This is a genomic window from Achromobacter sp. 1011791174 (assembly GCF_059760925.1).
Genome location: NZ_JCBANH010000131.1, coordinates 1 through 15,106, shown reverse-complemented (window position 1 = coordinate 15,106; position 15,106 = coordinate 1). Strand labels below are relative to the sequence as shown.

Genomic DNA, 15,106 nt, shown 5'->3' with positions numbered 1-15,106 from the left:
CGGTCCGCCAGCATGCCCCCTTGAGGGGGGCCCGCCTAGGGGGAAGCGCCGGAGGCGCTTCGGGGGTGGTCCCTCTAGTACAGCCCTTGTTGACGCATCGCGTCGGCCACCTTGACGAAGCCGGCGATGTTGGCGCCGTCCAGGTAGTTCACGTACTCGCGCTCGCTGTGGCCGTGGCGCACGCAGTTCTCGTGGATGTCGCGCATGATGGCGTGCAGGCGGGCGTCCACTTCCTCGCGGGTCCAGGCCAGGCGGGCCGCATTCTGGCTCATTTCCAGGCCCGACACGGCCACGCCGCCGGCGTTGCTGGCCTTGCCCGGCGCGTACAGCACGCGCGCGGCGATGAAGGCCTTGGCCGCTTCCAGCGTGGCGGGCATGTTCGCGCCCTCGGCCACGCACAGCACGCCGTTCTTGATCAGCATCTGGGCGTCGGCCAGTTCCAGCTCGTTCTGCGTGGCGCAGGGCAGGGCCACGTCGACCGGCACGTGCCAGGGACGCTTGCCGGCTTCGTACTTCAGGCCGAACTGGCTGGCGTAGGCGTCCAGGCGACCGCGCAGGTCGTTCTTGATGTGCATCAGGGCCAGCAGCTTCTCGTGCGTGAAGCCGGCCTCGTCGACCACCGTGCCGTTGGAGTCGGACACCGTCACGACCTTGGCGCCCAGCGCCATGGCCTTCTCGATGGCGTATTGCGCCACATTGCCCGAGCCGGACACCGACACGCGCAGGCCGTCGAACGAGCGGCCGATGCGCTTGAGCATTTCCTCGGCGAAGTACACGGTGCCGTAGCCGGTGGCTTCGGGGCGGATCAGGCTGCCGCCGAAGGTCAGGCCCTTGCCGGTGAACACGCTGGCGGTGGAGTTGGACAGCTTCTTCATCATGCCGGCCATGAATCCGACTTCACGCGCGCCCACGCCGATGTCGCCGGCCGGCACGTCGGTGTCCGGGCCCAGGTGGCGGTACAGCTCGATCATCAGGGCCTGGCAGAAGCGCATGACTTCCGCGTCGGACTTGCCCTTGGGGTCGAAGTCCGAGCCGCCCTTGCCGCCGCCCATGGGCAGCGTGGTCAGCGCGTTCTTCAGCGTCTGTTCGAACGCCAGGAACTTCAGGATCGACAGGTTCACCGAGGGATGGAAGCGCATGCCGCCCTTGAAGGGGCCGATGGCCGAGCTGTGCTGGATGCGGAAAGCGCGGTTGACGCGGGCCTGGCCCTGGTCATCGGTCCAGCACACGCGGAACTGGATCACGCGCTCGGGCTCCACCAGACGCTCGAGGATGGCGTACTCGGCGTAGTGCGGGTGCTTTTCGATGAACGGCCACAGGCTCAGCATCACCTCCTGGACGGCTTGCATGAATTCCGGCTGTTGCGGATCGCGCGCGGCGACGCCGCGCAGGAAGTCGTCCAGACTCTGCACTTTCAACATGATCTCCTTGGGGGCTGCTTCAAAAGGGTGCGAGGTGCGCCGTCATGGGGCGCTCGGGCTTGTTTTGGTGCGTGCTCGCACCGCCCTGGTGCGAAGAATTGTAGGGGCAAATTGTTGCCCTGCGCAAAGCCTGGGTGTGTTCCATCCCCTTGATATGAAAGGGAAATATTGCATCAATAAATGGGGACGTATATTGGCTGGAGCCGGGTTGGCCCCAGGTGCGGCTTCCCAGGGAAGGCGTAGGTCTTTGTATTTTCTTGATATTTATTATGTCCCCGTTTTATTGGAAAAATCTCCCGAGCGGTTGCAAGGGGTTTCCATAGGGGAAAGACACCGGAATCAGACGTGGCGAGGGGAGATTCGCCGATGATTTTCCATCTATTTGTCCCCTATTTATTTTTGACGGATATCAGCCGGGGTGGCTGCATGCCGGACGGGCGCAAACCCGTCCGGAGCGACGCCGAGGCCGGTTCCGGCCCGGCAGGGGTTCAGAGCTTGACGTCGTAGTCGATGGTGAGTGGCGCGTGGTCGGAGAAGCGCTCGTCCTTGTAGATCGACGCGGCGCGGGCGCGGGCCGCGATGCCGGGCGTGGCGATCTGGTAATCGATGCGCCACCCCACGTTCTTGGCCCAGGCCTGGCCGCGGTTGCTCCACCAGGTGTATTGCTCGGCGCGGTCGTCCAGCGTGCGGAACACGTCGACGAAGCCGCGCTTGTCGAAGACCTCGGTCAGCCAGGCCCGTTCCTCGGGCAGGAAACCGGAGTTCTTCAGGTTGCCCTTCCAGTTCTTCAGGTCGATTTCCTTGTGGGCGATATTCCAGTCGCCGCAGACCACGAACTCGCGGCCGCTTTTCTTGTGTTCCTTCATCAGGCCGTCCAGCCACGGGCCGAAGCGGTCCAGGAAGCGGTACTTGGCCTGTTGGCGCTCGTCGCCGCTGGAACCGGACGGCAGGTAGGCGCTGATGACCGACAGGTCTTTCCAGTCGGCGCGGATGATGCGGCCCTCGGGATCGAATTCCTCGCAGTCCAGGCCGATGTTGACGCGCTCGGCGGCGTTGCGCAGGTACAGGCCCACGCCGCTGTAGCCCTTCTTCTCGGCATGATGGAAATGGCCGGTGTAGCCGGGCGGGTGGCGCAGGTCGTCGGTCAGGTCGGCGTCCGCGATCTTGATTTCCTGCAGGCACAGGATGTCGGCGCCGTGCTTTTCCATCCAGGGCTGCAGGCCCTTGCGGAAGGCGGAACGGATGCCGTTGAGGTTTAGCGACGTGATGCGCAGCAAAGTGGTACTCCCAATAAGGCGGCGGCCCCCGCATGGGGCCGGACCATGCCTGGAATTTAACCGACGTCTGGCGCGTGCGCCGATCCGCGCCCGGACTGCCGGCGATCTCCCGCGGTCCGCGCAGCGGATAAAATGCCGGCGTTCGCCACCTATCTGGAATGCCCGCATGCCTGCCGCCCAAACGTCCACCGCCCTCGATTTCGTCCGTTTCGCCTTGAATGAAGGCGTGCTGCGCTTCGGCAGCTTCAAGGTGAAATCGGGACGCATCAGCCCGTACTTCTTCAACGCCGGCCTGTTCAATTCGGGCGCTTCCGTCGGCAAGCTGGCCAGCTTCTATGCCCAGGCGCTGCTGGACTCGGGCGTGGGCTTCGACATGCTGTTCGGCCCCGCCTACAAGGGGATCCCGCTGGCCACCGCCACCGCCGTGGCCCTGGCCGGCCACCCGGCCATGCAAGGCAAGAGCGACGTGCCGTTCGCCTACAACCGCAAGGAAGCCAAGGACCATGGCGAAGGCGGCACGCTGGTCGGCGCGCCGCTCAAGGGCAAGGTCGTGATCATTGATGACGTGATCACCGCCGGCACCTCGGTGCGCGAATCGGTGGAGATCATCCGCGCCGCCGGCGCCGAGCCGGCCGCCGTGCTGATCGCCATGGACCGCATGGAACGCGCCGGCCCGGACGACGCGCTGTCGGCGCACTCGGCCGTGCAGGACGTGGCCAAGACCTATGGCATTCCGGTGGTGTCGATTGCGTCGCTGGCGGACATCCTGGCCTTGCTGCAGGACGACGCGGCGTTCGCCGAGCATCGCGAGGCGGTGCTGGCTTATCGGACCAAGTACGGGGTGAAGTAAGGCGGGGCGGTTGGCCGCTCCGTGTCGGTGTCGGCGGAAGCTTCGGGGTTGCTTCCGTAGGCTGCCCAAGGCTCCGCCATGCCGTGGGGTTGGCCGAACACGGCTACGCCGCAGGCCCGGGCCGCATCCGAGAGTTTGCGATCGAAGGTCGCCAGATCGCTGCCGGAGCGAATCGCCAATTCGACATAGGCGGCGTCATACGCGGTCAAGCCGTGGTTCTGTGCCAGTTTGTGAATGGCCGTCGCGCGTTCTGCAGCCGGTGGCGTGTCGGCCCGCAGGGCTAGCCGATCCATCTGCCGTACGAACTTCGCAATCTTCGCCGAGGCCAGTTGTCCAGCGCGTTCCAGACGAAGCATGCCGTTGGCGACTTCGATATGCCAATGGGCAGGTACGCAAATCTCGAAGTTGCCGATGGATGCCAGCAGATGCTGGGCAACCATCGCCTCTTGCGCCGCGGCGCGCGTGTACAGGCCGCTCAGTGCAACGGAGGCGTCCAGCACCAACTTCACCTGCGGTCCTCTTCCATCCAGGCGCGCATTTGCTCGCTGTCGAAGTTCGGTGCGACGGGAATGCTTCTGAGCGCCAGCAGAGCCTCGTACATGTCTTCGGACATATTGGGGTTGGCGGGCTGGATGTAGGCTTGGGCAATGCCGTCTTTCTTGATGACGATGCGCGCGCCTTCATGCGCCAGGCGGATCAATGTATCGAGCCGTTCGCCGACTTTTTCCTGAGGGACTTCGAGATAGCGGGACATTTCGGGACTCCTGTTCCAGTGCTTCATACGTGTATGCCCTTGACGATGTACCACCAGGTGGCTTTGTCGGTGTAGGGGCTCCTGGGGAAGTTCTTGAGATCCTCGATCGCCTGATGCGCCTCTTCGGTCAGCAGGGGATTGACCTCGCAAATGCGGGCATGCGCCTGGCCATCGTGCGTAATGACCACGCAAGCGCCATCCCGGGCCGCCTGGATCATTTCATCAAGGCGTGCGAGAACCTGCTCCAGCGGGACGGACAGATAGGGCATCGTCATGGCCCGGGTCTCCAAGCGAATATCGACCCGTCCATTCTTGGCCAACAAAAAGGCCGCGGCAATATGCCGCGGCCCTGAGTCGGTCTGATAAAGCACTGACCCTGTCAGCCGTCCAGCTTCTGCTTGAGCAGGTCGTTGACCTGTTGCGGGTTGGCCTTGCCGCGGGCGGCCTTCATGATCTGGCCGACCAGGGAATTGAACGCCTTCTGCTTGCCGGCGCGGTATTCCTCGACGATGGCCGCGTTGGCCGCCAGCACCTCGTCGATCATGGCGCCGATGGCGCCCGTGTCGCTGATCTGCTTGAGGCCGCGCGCCTCGATGATGGCGTCGGGCTGGCCGCCGTTCTCGCCGGCCCACATGGCGCCGAACACTTCGCGGGCGATCTTGTTGGAGATGGTGCCGTCGATGATGCGGTTGATCAGCGCGGCCAGGGCGGGCGCCTGCACCGGGGCGTCGGCGATGTCCTTTTCTTCCTTGTTGAGCGTGGCGGCGACCTCGCCCATGATCCAGTTGGCGGCCAGCTTGGCCTGGCCGGCGGGCAGCGCCTGCGCCACGGCCTCGAAGTAGGCGGCCAGGCCGCGGCTGGCGCTGAGCTGGGCGGCGTCGTAGGCGGTCAGGCCGTAGTCGGATTCGAAGCGGGCGCGCAGCGCGGCGGGCAACTCGGGCATGGCGGCGCGGACCTCGTCGACCCAGGCGCGCGAGATCACCAGCGGCGGCAGATCGGGGTCGGGGAAGTAGCGGTAGTCGTGCGCGTCTTCCTTGCCCCGCATGCTGACGGTGACGTCGCGGTCGGAGTCGTACAGCATGGTTTCCTGCACCACCGTGCCGCCGTCCTCGATCAGCTCGATCTGGCGGCGCGCCTCGTACTGGATGGCGCGTTCCAGGAAGCGGAACGAGTTGACGTTCTTGATCTCGGTGCGGGTGCCGAATTCCTTCTGGCCGACCGGACGCACGGACACGTTGGCGTCGCAGCGGAACGAGCCTTCCTGCATGTTGCCGTCGCAGATGCCCAGCCACACGACCAGGCTGTGCAGCGCGCGGGCGTAGGCCACGGCCTCGGCGGCCGAGCGCATTTCCGGCTCGGTCACGATCTCCAGCAGCGGCGTGCCGGCGCGGTTCAGATCGATGCCGCTGGCGGGGGCGCCGTTGGCCAGGAGGAAGGCGTCGTGCAGCGACTTGCCGGCGTCCTCTTCCAGGTGCGCGCGGGTCAGGTTGACGGTCTTTTCCTCTTCGCCGACGAAGAAGGAGAGCGAGCCGCCCACCACCACCGGCAGCTCGTACTGGCTGATCTGGTAGCCCTTGGGCAGGTCGGGGTAGAAGTAGTTCTTGCGCGCGAACACCGAGCGTGGCGCGATCTCGGCGCCCACGGCCAGGCCGAAGCGGATGGCGCGCTCGGCGGCGCCGCGGTTCATGACCGGCAGGCTGCCCGGCAGCGCCAGGTCGACCACGTTGGCCTGGGTGTTGGCGGCCGCGCCGTAGCGGGTGCTGCTGCCCGAAAAGATCTTGGAGTCGGTGGAAAGCTGCGTGTGCGTTTCCAGGCCGATGACGATTTCCCAGTTCATGTTAGGCGTCCTGGAGTGCTGGCGTTTTTTTGTGCCAGTCGGTGACTTGTTGATAGCGGTCGGCGATGGCCAGGAGGCGACCTTCGTCGAAGTAGTTGCCGATGATCTGCAGGCCGACGGGGCGGTTGCCCGCCGCGCCGCCGAAGCCGCAGGGGATGGACATCGCCGGCAGGCCGGCCAGGCTCACGCCCAGCGTGTAGACGTCGGCCAGCCAGTCGGAGGTGGGATCGTCGCGGTTGTCGCCGATGTTCTTGGCGACCGTCGGCGTCACCGGGCCCATGATCACGTCGCACTGGTCGGCATAGGCGCGCTGGAAATCCTGCGCGATCATGCGGCGCAGACGCTGGGCCTGCAGGTAATAGGCGTCGTAGTAGCCGTGGGACAGCACGTAGGTGCCGATCAGGATGCGGCGCTTGACCTCGTCGCCGAAGCCTTCGGCGCGCGAGCGGGCGATCATTTCCTCCAGACCCTTGTAGTCGGCGGTCCGATGACCGTAGCGCACGCCGTCGTAGCGGGCCAGGTTGCTGGACGCTTCGGCGGGGGCGATGACGTAGTAGGCGGGGATGGCCAGCTCGGTGCGCGGCAGCGACACCGGCACGCGCACGGCGCCCAGGGCCTCGAACTGCGCCAGGGCGGCCTCCACGGCGGCGGCCACGTCCGGCGCCAGGCCGGCGCCGAAGTACTCGGCCGGCACGCCGATGCGCAGGCCCTTCAGGGGCTGGCTGCCGGCGGCGTCGTGGCGGGCCTGGGCGGCGTCGAAGTCGCGCCGCACGCGGCCCGGCTCGTTGACGGCGGCATCGCATTTTTCCAGGCTGGTGGCGTCGCGCGGGTCGAAGCCGCTCATGACGTCCAGCAGCTCGAGCAGGTCGCGGGCGCTCTCGGCCAGCGGGCCGGCCTGGTCCAGGCTGGAGCCGAAGGCCACCATGCCGAAACGCGAGACGGTGCCGTAGGTGGGCTTGATGCCGCTGACGCCGCACAGGGCGGCGGGCTGGCGCACCGAGCCGCCGGTGTCGGTGCCGGTGGCGGCGGCCACCAGGCGGGCGGCCACGGCGGCGGCCGAGCCGCCCGACGAGCCGCCGGGCACGGCAGTCGTGTCCCAGGGGTTCCGGACCGGGCCGTAGGCGGAGTTCTCGTTGCCCGAGCCCATGGCGAATTCGTCGCAGTTGAGCTTGCCCAGCGACACGGCGCCGGCCGCCTGCAGGCGCTCGACCACGGTGGCGTCGAACGGGCTGACGTAGCCGTCCAGCATCTTGCTGCCGGCGGTGGTGCGCCAGCCGCGGGTGACGAAGGCGTCCTTGTGGGCGATGGGGATGCCGGCCAGGGCGCCGGCGGTGCCGGCGGCCAGGGCGGCGTCGGCGGCGCGGGCCTGGGCCAGCGTCAATTCGGCGTCAATATGTAAGAAGCTGTTCAGGCCGCTGGCGGCCTCGGCGGCGGCCAGCGCGCTTTGCGCCAGGTCGACGGCGCTGACCTGGCGCTGGGCGAGGGCCGCGCGCAGGCCGGCGATCCCCTCGAATTGGGTGTGCAGGGCGGGTTTCGTCATGGCTTACTCGATGACCTTGGGAACCAGGAACAGGCCGTCCTGGGCGTCCGGGGCGTTGGCCAGCAGTTCCTGGCGGCGGGTTTCCGAGCTGGGCTCGGTGACGGTGTCCTCGCGCAGGCGCAGGGTGATGTCCTCGTGGGCCGACAGCGGATGGGCCAGCGGCTCGACGCCTTGCGTGTCGACAGACTGCAGCCGCTCGATCAGGTGGAGGATGCCGTTCAGTTCGGTCTGCGCGTGGGCGCGCTGTTCCGGGGTCAGTTCGATTCTGGCCAGCCGGGCTATGCGGGCCACATCTTTGTCGTTGAGCGCCATGGGGAGTTCGAAATTCGAATAACGGAAGGCCGGGGGAGGGCCGGGACAGTATGCATACGCCCAACCCGTTACAAAGCTTGAATAGCCTGCATTTATGCGCTATTTCCACGGAAATTATAAGTTATGATTCACGGTTTAATCGCCGTGACGACAGGCGGGTTCGAGTGTATCCGGACCGTGCGCCCCGCGGCCTGACCCAATTCCCCCCCAGAATTTGCTGAGCTCCCATGTTCGGATTCCTGCGCAGTTATTTTTCCAGCGATATGGCGATCGACCTCGGTACCGCCAATACGCTGATCTACGTCCGCGGCAAGGGCATCGTGCTCGATGAGCCCTCCGTGGTCGCTATCCGTCATGAAGGCGGTCCCCACGGCAAGAAGATCATCCAGGCCGTGGGCCACGAAGCCAAGCAGATGCTCGGCCGCGTCCCCGGCAACATCGAGGCCATCCGGCCCATGAAGGACGGCGTGATCGCCGACTTCACCGTCACCGAGCAGATGCTCAAGCAGTTCATCCGCATGGTGCACCCCCGCAACATGCTGGCGCCCAGCCCGCGCATCATCGTCTGCGTGCCCTGCGGCTCCACCCAGGTTGAACGCCGCGCCATCCGCGAATCCGCGCTGGGCGCGGGCGCCTCGCACGTGTTCCTGATCGAGGAACCCATGGCCGCCGCCATCGGCGCCGGCCTGGCCGTGTCCGACGCCAGCGGCTCCATGGTCGTCGACATCGGCGGCGGCACCACCGAAGTGGCGGTGATCTCGCTGGGCGGCATGGTCTACAAGGGCTCGGTCCGCGTCGGCGGCGACAAGTTCGACGAGGCCATCGTCAACTACATCCGCCGCAACTACGGCATGCTGATCGGCGAGCCCACCGCCGAACTCATCAAGAAGGAAATCGGCTCGGCCTTCCCCGGCTCCGAAGTCCGCGAGATCGAGGTCAAGGGCCGCAACCTGGCCGAAGGCGTGCCGCGCAGCTTCACGGTCTCGTCCAACGAGATCCTGGAATCGCTGACCGATCCGCTGAACCAGATCGTGTCCGCCGTGAAGATCGCCCTGGAACAGACGCCGCCCGAGCTGGGCGCCGACATCACCGACAAGGGCATCGCCCTGACCGGCGGCGGCGCGCTGCTGCGCGACCTGGACCGCCTGCTCCAGGAGGAAACCGGCCTGCCCGTGGTGGTGGCCGACGATCCCCTGACCTGCGTGGTGCGCGGTTGCGGCGAAGCGCTGGAACATCTTGAGAAACTCGGCGCCATCTTCATCAACGACTAATTCCTTCCGCCTGCCCGGAGCCCTGTTGTCTTGCGGCTCCGGCCGCGGCGGGGGCTCCGGGCGCGACCGCCCGGGCTGAGATTCATGCAACGACAAGGGACTCCTCCCCTATTCAGGCGCGGCCCGCCGGCAGAGGTGCGGCTGGTCGTCCTGGTCGTCCTGGCCGTGGCCTTGATCATCATGGATTCGCAGCTGCGCGTGCTGGAGCCGGTGCGCAGGGCGGTGTCCGTGGCCATCTATCCCTTCCAGCGCGCCGTCATGGCGCCGCGTGATCTGGTCCAGCAGGTCAATGAATGGGTCAACGCGGCCAACCTCATCCGCAGCGAGAATGAAGCCCTGCAGCGCCAGCGCATCGAGCTGGCCCAGGTGGCGTCTCACGGCGCGCAGCTGGCCGCCGAGAACGCGCAGCTGCGCCGCCTGCTGGGCGTGACCGACACGGTGGCGCAGTCGGCGGTGGTGGTCGAGGTGCTGTACGAGCCCACCAGCGCCTTCAACCAGCGCCTGGTCTTCAACAAGGGCAGCAAGGCCGGCCTGGCGCCGGGCATGCCCGTCATCGACGAAGGCGGCGTGGTCGGCCAGATCGTGCGCGTCACCCCGATGACGGCCGAAGCCGCCCTGGTGACCGACGAGCAGGTGTCCATCCCGGTCCAGCTGCTGCGCAACGGCCTGCGGCTGATCGCCTTCGGCGGGAACTCTCCTGGCAAGATGGAAGTCCGTTATCTGGCGGCCAACGCCGACATCAAGGAAGGCGATACCATAGTCACCAGCGGCGTGGGCGGGCTGTTCCCGGCCGGCCTGCCGGTGGCCAAGGTCACTTCGGTCGAGCGTGACACCGCCTCGGGCTTCGCGCGCGCCGTCTGCGAGCCGCTGGCCCATCCCGAACGCTATCGCCACTTCCTGGTCCTGCAGGTGGATGTGGCCCGCGCCGAATCCAACCGTCAGGAGGTCGATTCCGGTGGATCGGACTAACGCTTCGTCGCCCCGGCGACGCCTGGGCACGCCCAGCAACGTTCAGCCCGAGCGGCTGGACGGGCCGGCGCACGGCGTTTTCGTCTGGGCTTCCATCATCCTGGTGTGGCTGGTGTCGCTGCTGCCCTGGCGGCTGTGGCAGGGCGCGCCCGACGTGCTGATCCTGATCATCGCCTTCTGGTGCGCGCACGAGCCGCGCCGCGTCGGTCTGTTCACCGCCTTCACCTTCGGCCTGCTGATGGACGTGCACGACGCCGGCCTGCTGGGCGAGCACGCGCTGTCCTACACGCTGATCGCCTATGGCGCCGTGGCCCTGCAGCGCCGCCTGCAGCGCTTCGACCTGTGGAGCCAGGCCATGCACATGCTGCCGGTGTTCTTCGCCGCGCGGCTGCTGGTGCAGATCATCCACGCCTGGCTGGCGGGCAAGTGGCCGGGCTGGGACTGGGCCGTCAGCGCCGGCCTGACCGCCGCCCTGTGGCCCCTGGCCGGCTGGGTGCTGCACCTGCCTCAGCGCGGCGCCGACGACGCCGAGTCCTCGTCCGCCTGACGGCGGGCGGGCGCAATCGATGTTCGAGTTCAAGAAAACCGGCCAGCAGCAAAAGCAGCGCTTCCTGCTGCGCGCTTGGGTGGGCGGCGTGTTCGCGCTGCTGTGCTTCGGCGTGCTGATCGGCCGCTTCTGGTATCTGCAGGTGGATCGCTACGAGGGCCTGTCCGAACGCGCCGACCGCAACCGCATCGCGGTGGTGCCGATCCCGCCGCGCCGCGGCGAGATCCTGGACCGCAATGGCGAGGTGCTGGCGCGCAACTACCGCACCTACACGCTGGAAGTCGTGCCGGCCCACGCCGGCAATCTGACCGCCTTGTTCGAGCGGCTCAACGAAGTGGTGTACATCAGCCCGACCGACCAGCGCCGCTTCAAGCGCCGCGCGGCCGAGTCCAGCCGCTACGCCAGCCTGCAGCTGCGCAACAACCTGAATGAAACCGAGGCGGCCTGGTTCGCCGCCCATGCCTTCCAGTTTCCCGGCGTCGAACTGCGCGCCCGCTGGGTGCGCGAGTATCCGCAGGGCCTGTCGGCCGCCCACGTGGTTGGTTACATCGGCCGCATCGCCGACGGCGACATCGAGGATCTGGAGCGCGCCGGCCAGCTGGGCAACTACCGCGGCACCGACGTGATCGGCAAGAAGGGCATCGAGAAGACCTGGGAAGAAGCGCTGCATGGACGCACCGGCCTGGAAGAGGTCGAGGTGACGGCGGGCGGACGCCCCATGCGCACGCTGCGGCGCATCGACCCGGTGCCCGGCTCGGACATCATGCTGTCCATCGACATGGGCCTGCAGAAGGTGGCCGAACAGGCTTTCGAGGGGCAGCGCGGCGCGCTGGTGGCGCTGGATCCCGATACAGGCGAGGTGCTGGCCTTCGTGTCGCAGCCCTCGTTCGATCCCAATCTCTTCGTCGACGGCATCGACGTGGACAACTGGCGCATGCTGAACGAGTCGCCCGACCATCCGCTGATCAACCGCCCGCTGTACGGCACCTATCCCATCGGTTCGACCTACAAGCCCTTCGTCGGCCTGGCCGCGCTGGAACTGGGCAAGCGCCGCGCCACTGACCGCATTTCCGATCCCGGCTACTACGAGTTCGGCGGCCAGAAGTTCCGCAACGCCGGCGGCGCCGCCTATGGCATGACCGATATGCACAAGGCCATCGTGGTGTCGTCGGACACCTATTTCTATTCGCTGGGCCCCGAGATCGGCGTGAACGCGCTGCATGACTTCACCAAGCAGTTCGGCTTCGGCCAGATCACCGGCATCGACCTGGAAGGCGAGAAGCGCGGCGTGCTGCCGTCCACCGACTGGAAGCGCTCGGCCTACAAGGAAAAGGAACGCCAGCGCTGGTACGCGGGCGAGACCATCTCGGTCGCCGTGGGCCAGGGCTACAACTCGTTCACGCTGCTGCAGTTGGCGCAGGGCACGTCGACACTGGCCAACGACGGCCTGTACCGCCGTCCGCACCTGGTGCACGCGGTGCGCGATCCGCGCACGGGCCAGGCCAAGCCCACCGATTCGGTGCCCGACTATCGCATCCCCCTGAAGCAGGCCAACGTCGACGTGATCAAGAACGCGATGGCCGACGTGGTGCGCGCCGGCACGGCGCGGCGCGCGTTCGCCAACGCGCCCTACCAGGCGGCCGGCAAGACCGGCACGGCGCAGGTGTTCAGCCTGCGAGGCGCCCGCTACCGCGCCAGCGCCATCGACGAGCGCCTGCGCGACCACGCCCTGTTCATGGGCTTCGCGCCGCTGGAGCACCCGCGCATCGCCGTGGCGCTGATCGTCGAGAACGCCGGCTGGGGCGCCAGCGTGGCCGCGCCGGTGGCGCGCAAGGTGTTCGACTACTGGCTGGCCAAGGAACGCCGGGACAAGATCGTGCGGCCGGACCGCGCCGATCCGCTGGCCTCGGTCGAGTCCATCGCCTCTGATGTGGTGCGCAAGCCATGAAGCGTTTCGGCCTGATCCTCCTGCGCGTGTTCACGGCCTTCGACTGGCCGCTGCTCGCCATCCTGCTGATGTTCGCGGCGCTGGGCCTGACGGTCATGCATTCGGCCGTGGGCGGCACCGACTGGCGCTTCGCCGACCAGTCGCGCAATTTCGTCATCGCCTTCTTCGCCATGTGGATCATGGCGTTGATCCCGCCCAAGTGGCTGATGAAGCTGGCGCTGCCATTCTATGTGGTGGGCGTGGTGCTGCTGCTGGGCGTGGAGTTCTTCGGCGAGACCAGCAAGGGCGCGACCCGTTGGCTCAACCTGGGCGTGACCCGCATCCAGCCGTCCGAGATGATGAAGATCGGTGTGCCCATGATGCTGGCCTGGTATTTCCAGCGCCACGAGGGCGCGGTGCGCATCCGCGACTTCCTGGCCGCGGCCGCCATGCTGGCCGCGCCGTTCGGCCTGATCGTGCTGCAGCCCGACCTGGGCACGGCGTTGCTGGTGTTCGGCGCTGGCTTCTTCGTGATCTATTTCGCCGGCCTGTCGTTCAAGCTGCTGATCCCGGCCTTGCTGGCCGGCATCATCGGCATCGGCACCCTGATCTACTACGAAGACCAGCTGTGCGAGCCGGACGTGAGCTGGGTGGTGCTGCACGACTACCAGAAGCACCGTGTCTGCACGCTGCTCAATCCCAGCTCCGATCCGCTGGGCAAGGGCTTCCACACCATCCAGTCCATGATCGCGGTGGGCTCGGGCGGCGTGTACGGCAAGGGCTACATGAAGGGCACGCAGACCCACCTGGACTTCATTCCCGAGCGCACCACCGACTTCATTTTCGCCGTCTACGCCGAGGAATTCGGCCTGTACGGCGGCATCGCCATCCTGGTGCTGTACGCGCTGCTGATGGCGCGCGGGCTGACCATCGCCTCGCGCGCCTCGTCGCAGTTCGGGCGATTGCTGGCGGGGGCGATGACCATGATGCTGTTCATCTACGTGTTCGTGAACGTGGGCATGGTCACGGGCATCCTGCCCGTGGTGGGCGTGCCGCTGCCCTTCATGAGCTACGGCGGGACGGCGCTGTTCACCATGGGCATCGCGTTCGGCATCATGATGAGCATCAGCCGGCATCGGTCGGTGAAGTCCTAGTGTGCCGTCCCGCAGATAGGCCCGCACGAAATCCACCCCTGGCCGCCATGGCATCGTTGCAAATCCTCGCGAACCCTTAGGGGTATCGCTGCGGTTTGCGCCTGGCCATGACGTCTATGGATGAATTTCGTCATACGAACGCTTCGTTTTCTTCCGCCAATGACCGGCCGTGGTTGATCATCGCCGCCATCACCCACAGCATCCCCGCGAACGTCAGCGTCAGCCAATGGCCCGAAGACGCAATGGAGAAGAGCACCTGCTGAAAATGTGGGGAAAGCGCCAGCGTGAGCAGGGCGTGACCGACCAGGGCGGTGGCCGCTGACAATGCGGCCCAGATGGAAAACTTGCGCAGGGCCCGAATGGCGGAGGCGGCGAAGAACTCCCCCCTGGCGAACCGCTTGAAGCACGCGCGGGCTGTCCACAAGCCGATAACAAGAAAGATCATGGGCAGGACGTTGAAGATGCCGAGAGTAGCCAGCATCCAGGCGGAGAGTGGTTCCTGGCCTGGCAGGGGCAGGCGCGACGGGACCGGGGCGCCGGTCAGGGCCGTGAGCCCGATGGCGAGCAAGGGCATGAGCGGTATCGCGCAGGCAATTGCCAGGCAGGCATAGCCCAGGATGAGGCTGAGTTTCCTGATGCGTGCGAGTTCCGGCTTGTGATCAGGCGGGGATGAGGGGGAGTGGATCGTCGACATACTTACCTCCAAGTGGGTAAAAGTATTGTTATGCATAAAATATTTTCTGTAAAACGATAAGTTTTGAGAAAAATGCTCGATCTATTCCAGGATTTTTGAGACTCACAGGCATCGCATGCGGTCCGTCGCCGGCGCCGCGCTGTCCGCCATGGGCATCGCGTTCGACACCACGATGGACATCAGCCGGCATTCGCCTGCCAGATACTCGCGAGGGCGGCGCCTGTGTTGGCCGCGGCGCCTAAGTCGCGCGGACTTCGTTCAATATCACCGCTCCTTTAAGGACACGATGAGCACGTCATCGACGGTCGGTTTCGAGTAGAGCAGGCGGATGAAAGGGTCGCATAGTGAGCGAACGACAGCTCGTGGGCGAACTGGGACAGTTTTATCCATGCGTGCGCCAGGCGTAAGAACCTCTGACAGGAGGCTGGCGCTGAGGAAGCGCGCGTTTCAGCCTGGGGCGGTCCGATGATGAAAATCTATGGTCAGCCCGATTTTTGCAAGCGAGGCGGTGTAGGCGTAAATTGGGCTTGCTCAAATCTATTCGGAGTCAGTT

Annotated in this window: 15 protein-coding genes; 6 read left to right on the top strand and 9 right to left on the bottom strand. The window is 66.2% G+C overall.

Annotation, left to right across the window (positions count from 1 at the left end):
• Positions 1–74 precede the first annotated feature (74 nt).
• Together gdhA and AC6LJ5_RS28115 are read right to left on the bottom strand one after the other, a co-directional pair.
• A complete protein-coding gene (gene gdhA, locus AC6LJ5_RS28120; RefSeq protein ID WP_498142230.1) occupies positions 75–1,421 on the bottom strand; it encodes an NADP-specific glutamate dehydrogenase in 1,347 nt (448 codons plus the stop codon).
• 488 nt (positions 1,422–1,909) lie between these two features.
• Positions 1,910–2,698 carry an exodeoxyribonuclease III gene (locus AC6LJ5_RS28115; RefSeq protein ID WP_392411371.1) on the bottom strand — a complete coding sequence of 263 codons (789 nt, stop codon included), beginning with the start codon at positions 2,696–2,698 and terminating at the stop codon, positions 1,910–1,912.
• Positions 2,699–2,864: 166 nt separating this feature from the next.
• Between AC6LJ5_RS28115 and pyrE the strand changes: the two genes are divergently transcribed.
• Positions 2,865–3,548: an orotate phosphoribosyltransferase gene (gene pyrE, locus AC6LJ5_RS28110; RefSeq protein WP_498142229.1), complete on the top strand. Its 684-nt coding sequence runs from the start codon at positions 2,865–2,867 to the stop codon at positions 3,546–3,548.
• On the opposite strand, the gene AC6LJ5_RS28105 is transcribed toward pyrE, so the two are convergent.
• The 6 genes from AC6LJ5_RS28105 to gatC all read right to left on the bottom strand — a co-directional run bounded on the left by AC6LJ5_RS28105 (position 3,521) and on the right by gatC (position 7,991).
• Positions 3,521–4,057 (bottom strand): type II toxin-antitoxin system VapC family toxin, encoded by a 537-nt coding sequence (locus tag AC6LJ5_RS28105; RefSeq protein WP_498142228.1) that lies wholly within the window; start codon positions 4,055–4,057, stop codon positions 3,521–3,523. The two genes, pyrE and AC6LJ5_RS28105, sit on opposite strands and share 28 nt — an antisense overlap.
• Positions 4,054–4,302, bottom strand: a complete 249-nt coding sequence (locus AC6LJ5_RS28100; RefSeq protein WP_103271515.1) for a hypothetical protein — start codon at positions 4,300–4,302, stop codon at positions 4,054–4,056. Before AC6LJ5_RS28100 ends, AC6LJ5_RS28105 begins: the two co-directional genes overlap by 4 nt.
• 23 nt (positions 4,303–4,325) lie before the next feature.
• Positions 4,326–4,577: a hypothetical protein gene (locus AC6LJ5_RS28095; RefSeq protein WP_498142227.1), complete on the bottom strand. Its 252-nt coding sequence runs from the start codon at positions 4,575–4,577 to the stop codon at positions 4,326–4,328.
• A 104-nt stretch (positions 4,578–4,681) separates the two neighbouring features.
• Positions 4,682–6,139: an Asp-tRNA(Asn)/Glu-tRNA(Gln) amidotransferase subunit GatB gene (gene gatB / locus AC6LJ5_RS28090; RefSeq protein WP_392411375.1), complete on the bottom strand. Its 1,458-nt coding sequence runs from the start codon at positions 6,137–6,139 to the stop codon at positions 4,682–4,684.
• A 1-nt stretch (position 6,140) separates the two neighbouring features.
• Complete coding sequence (gatA, locus tag AC6LJ5_RS28085; RefSeq protein WP_498142226.1) at positions 6,141–7,679, bottom strand: Asp-tRNA(Asn)/Glu-tRNA(Gln) amidotransferase subunit GatA; 1,539 nt, start codon at positions 7,677–7,679, stop codon at positions 6,141–6,143.
• Positions 7,680–7,682: 3 nt separating this feature from the next.
• Positions 7,683–7,991, bottom strand: coding sequence for an Asp-tRNA(Asn)/Glu-tRNA(Gln) amidotransferase subunit GatC (gene gatC / locus AC6LJ5_RS28080; RefSeq protein WP_498142225.1), 309 nt, complete (start codon positions 7,989–7,991; stop codon positions 7,683–7,685).
• Positions 7,992–8,218: 227 nt separating this feature from the next.
• Between gatC and AC6LJ5_RS28075 the strand changes: the two genes are divergently transcribed.
• From AC6LJ5_RS28075 to rodA, 5 genes are all read left to right on the top strand, one after another.
• Positions 8,219–9,262: a rod shape-determining protein gene (locus AC6LJ5_RS28075; RefSeq protein WP_006216320.1), complete on the top strand. Its 1,044-nt coding sequence runs from the start codon at positions 8,219–8,221 to the stop codon at positions 9,260–9,262.
• A gap of 84 nt (positions 9,263–9,346) precedes the next feature.
• Positions 9,347–10,231, top strand: a complete 885-nt coding sequence (mreC, locus tag AC6LJ5_RS28070; RefSeq protein ID WP_103271510.1) for a rod shape-determining protein MreC — start codon at positions 9,347–9,349, stop codon at positions 10,229–10,231.
• Complete coding sequence (mreD, locus tag AC6LJ5_RS28065; RefSeq protein WP_103271509.1) at positions 10,218–10,778, top strand: rod shape-determining protein MreD; 561 nt, start codon at positions 10,218–10,220, stop codon at positions 10,776–10,778. Before mreC ends, mreD begins: the two co-directional genes overlap by 14 nt.
• Positions 10,779–10,797: 19 nt before the next feature.
• Entirely contained in the window at positions 10,798–12,726 is a 1,929-nt protein-coding gene (gene mrdA, locus AC6LJ5_RS28060) for a penicillin-binding protein 2 (protein ID WP_103271508.1), read from the top strand.
• Complete coding sequence (rodA, locus tag AC6LJ5_RS28055; protein WP_103271507.1) at positions 12,723–13,859, top strand: rod shape-determining protein RodA; 1,137 nt, start codon at positions 12,723–12,725, stop codon at positions 13,857–13,859. The genes mrdA and rodA overlap by 4 nt, the downstream gene beginning before the upstream one ends.
• A 130-nt stretch (positions 13,860–13,989) precedes the next feature.
• On the opposite strand, the gene AC6LJ5_RS28050 is transcribed toward rodA, so the two are convergent.
• Positions 13,990–14,553, bottom strand: coding sequence for a hypothetical protein (locus AC6LJ5_RS28050; RefSeq protein WP_498142224.1), 564 nt, complete (start codon positions 14,551–14,553; stop codon positions 13,990–13,992).
• Positions 14,554–15,106: the final 553 nt, after the last annotated feature.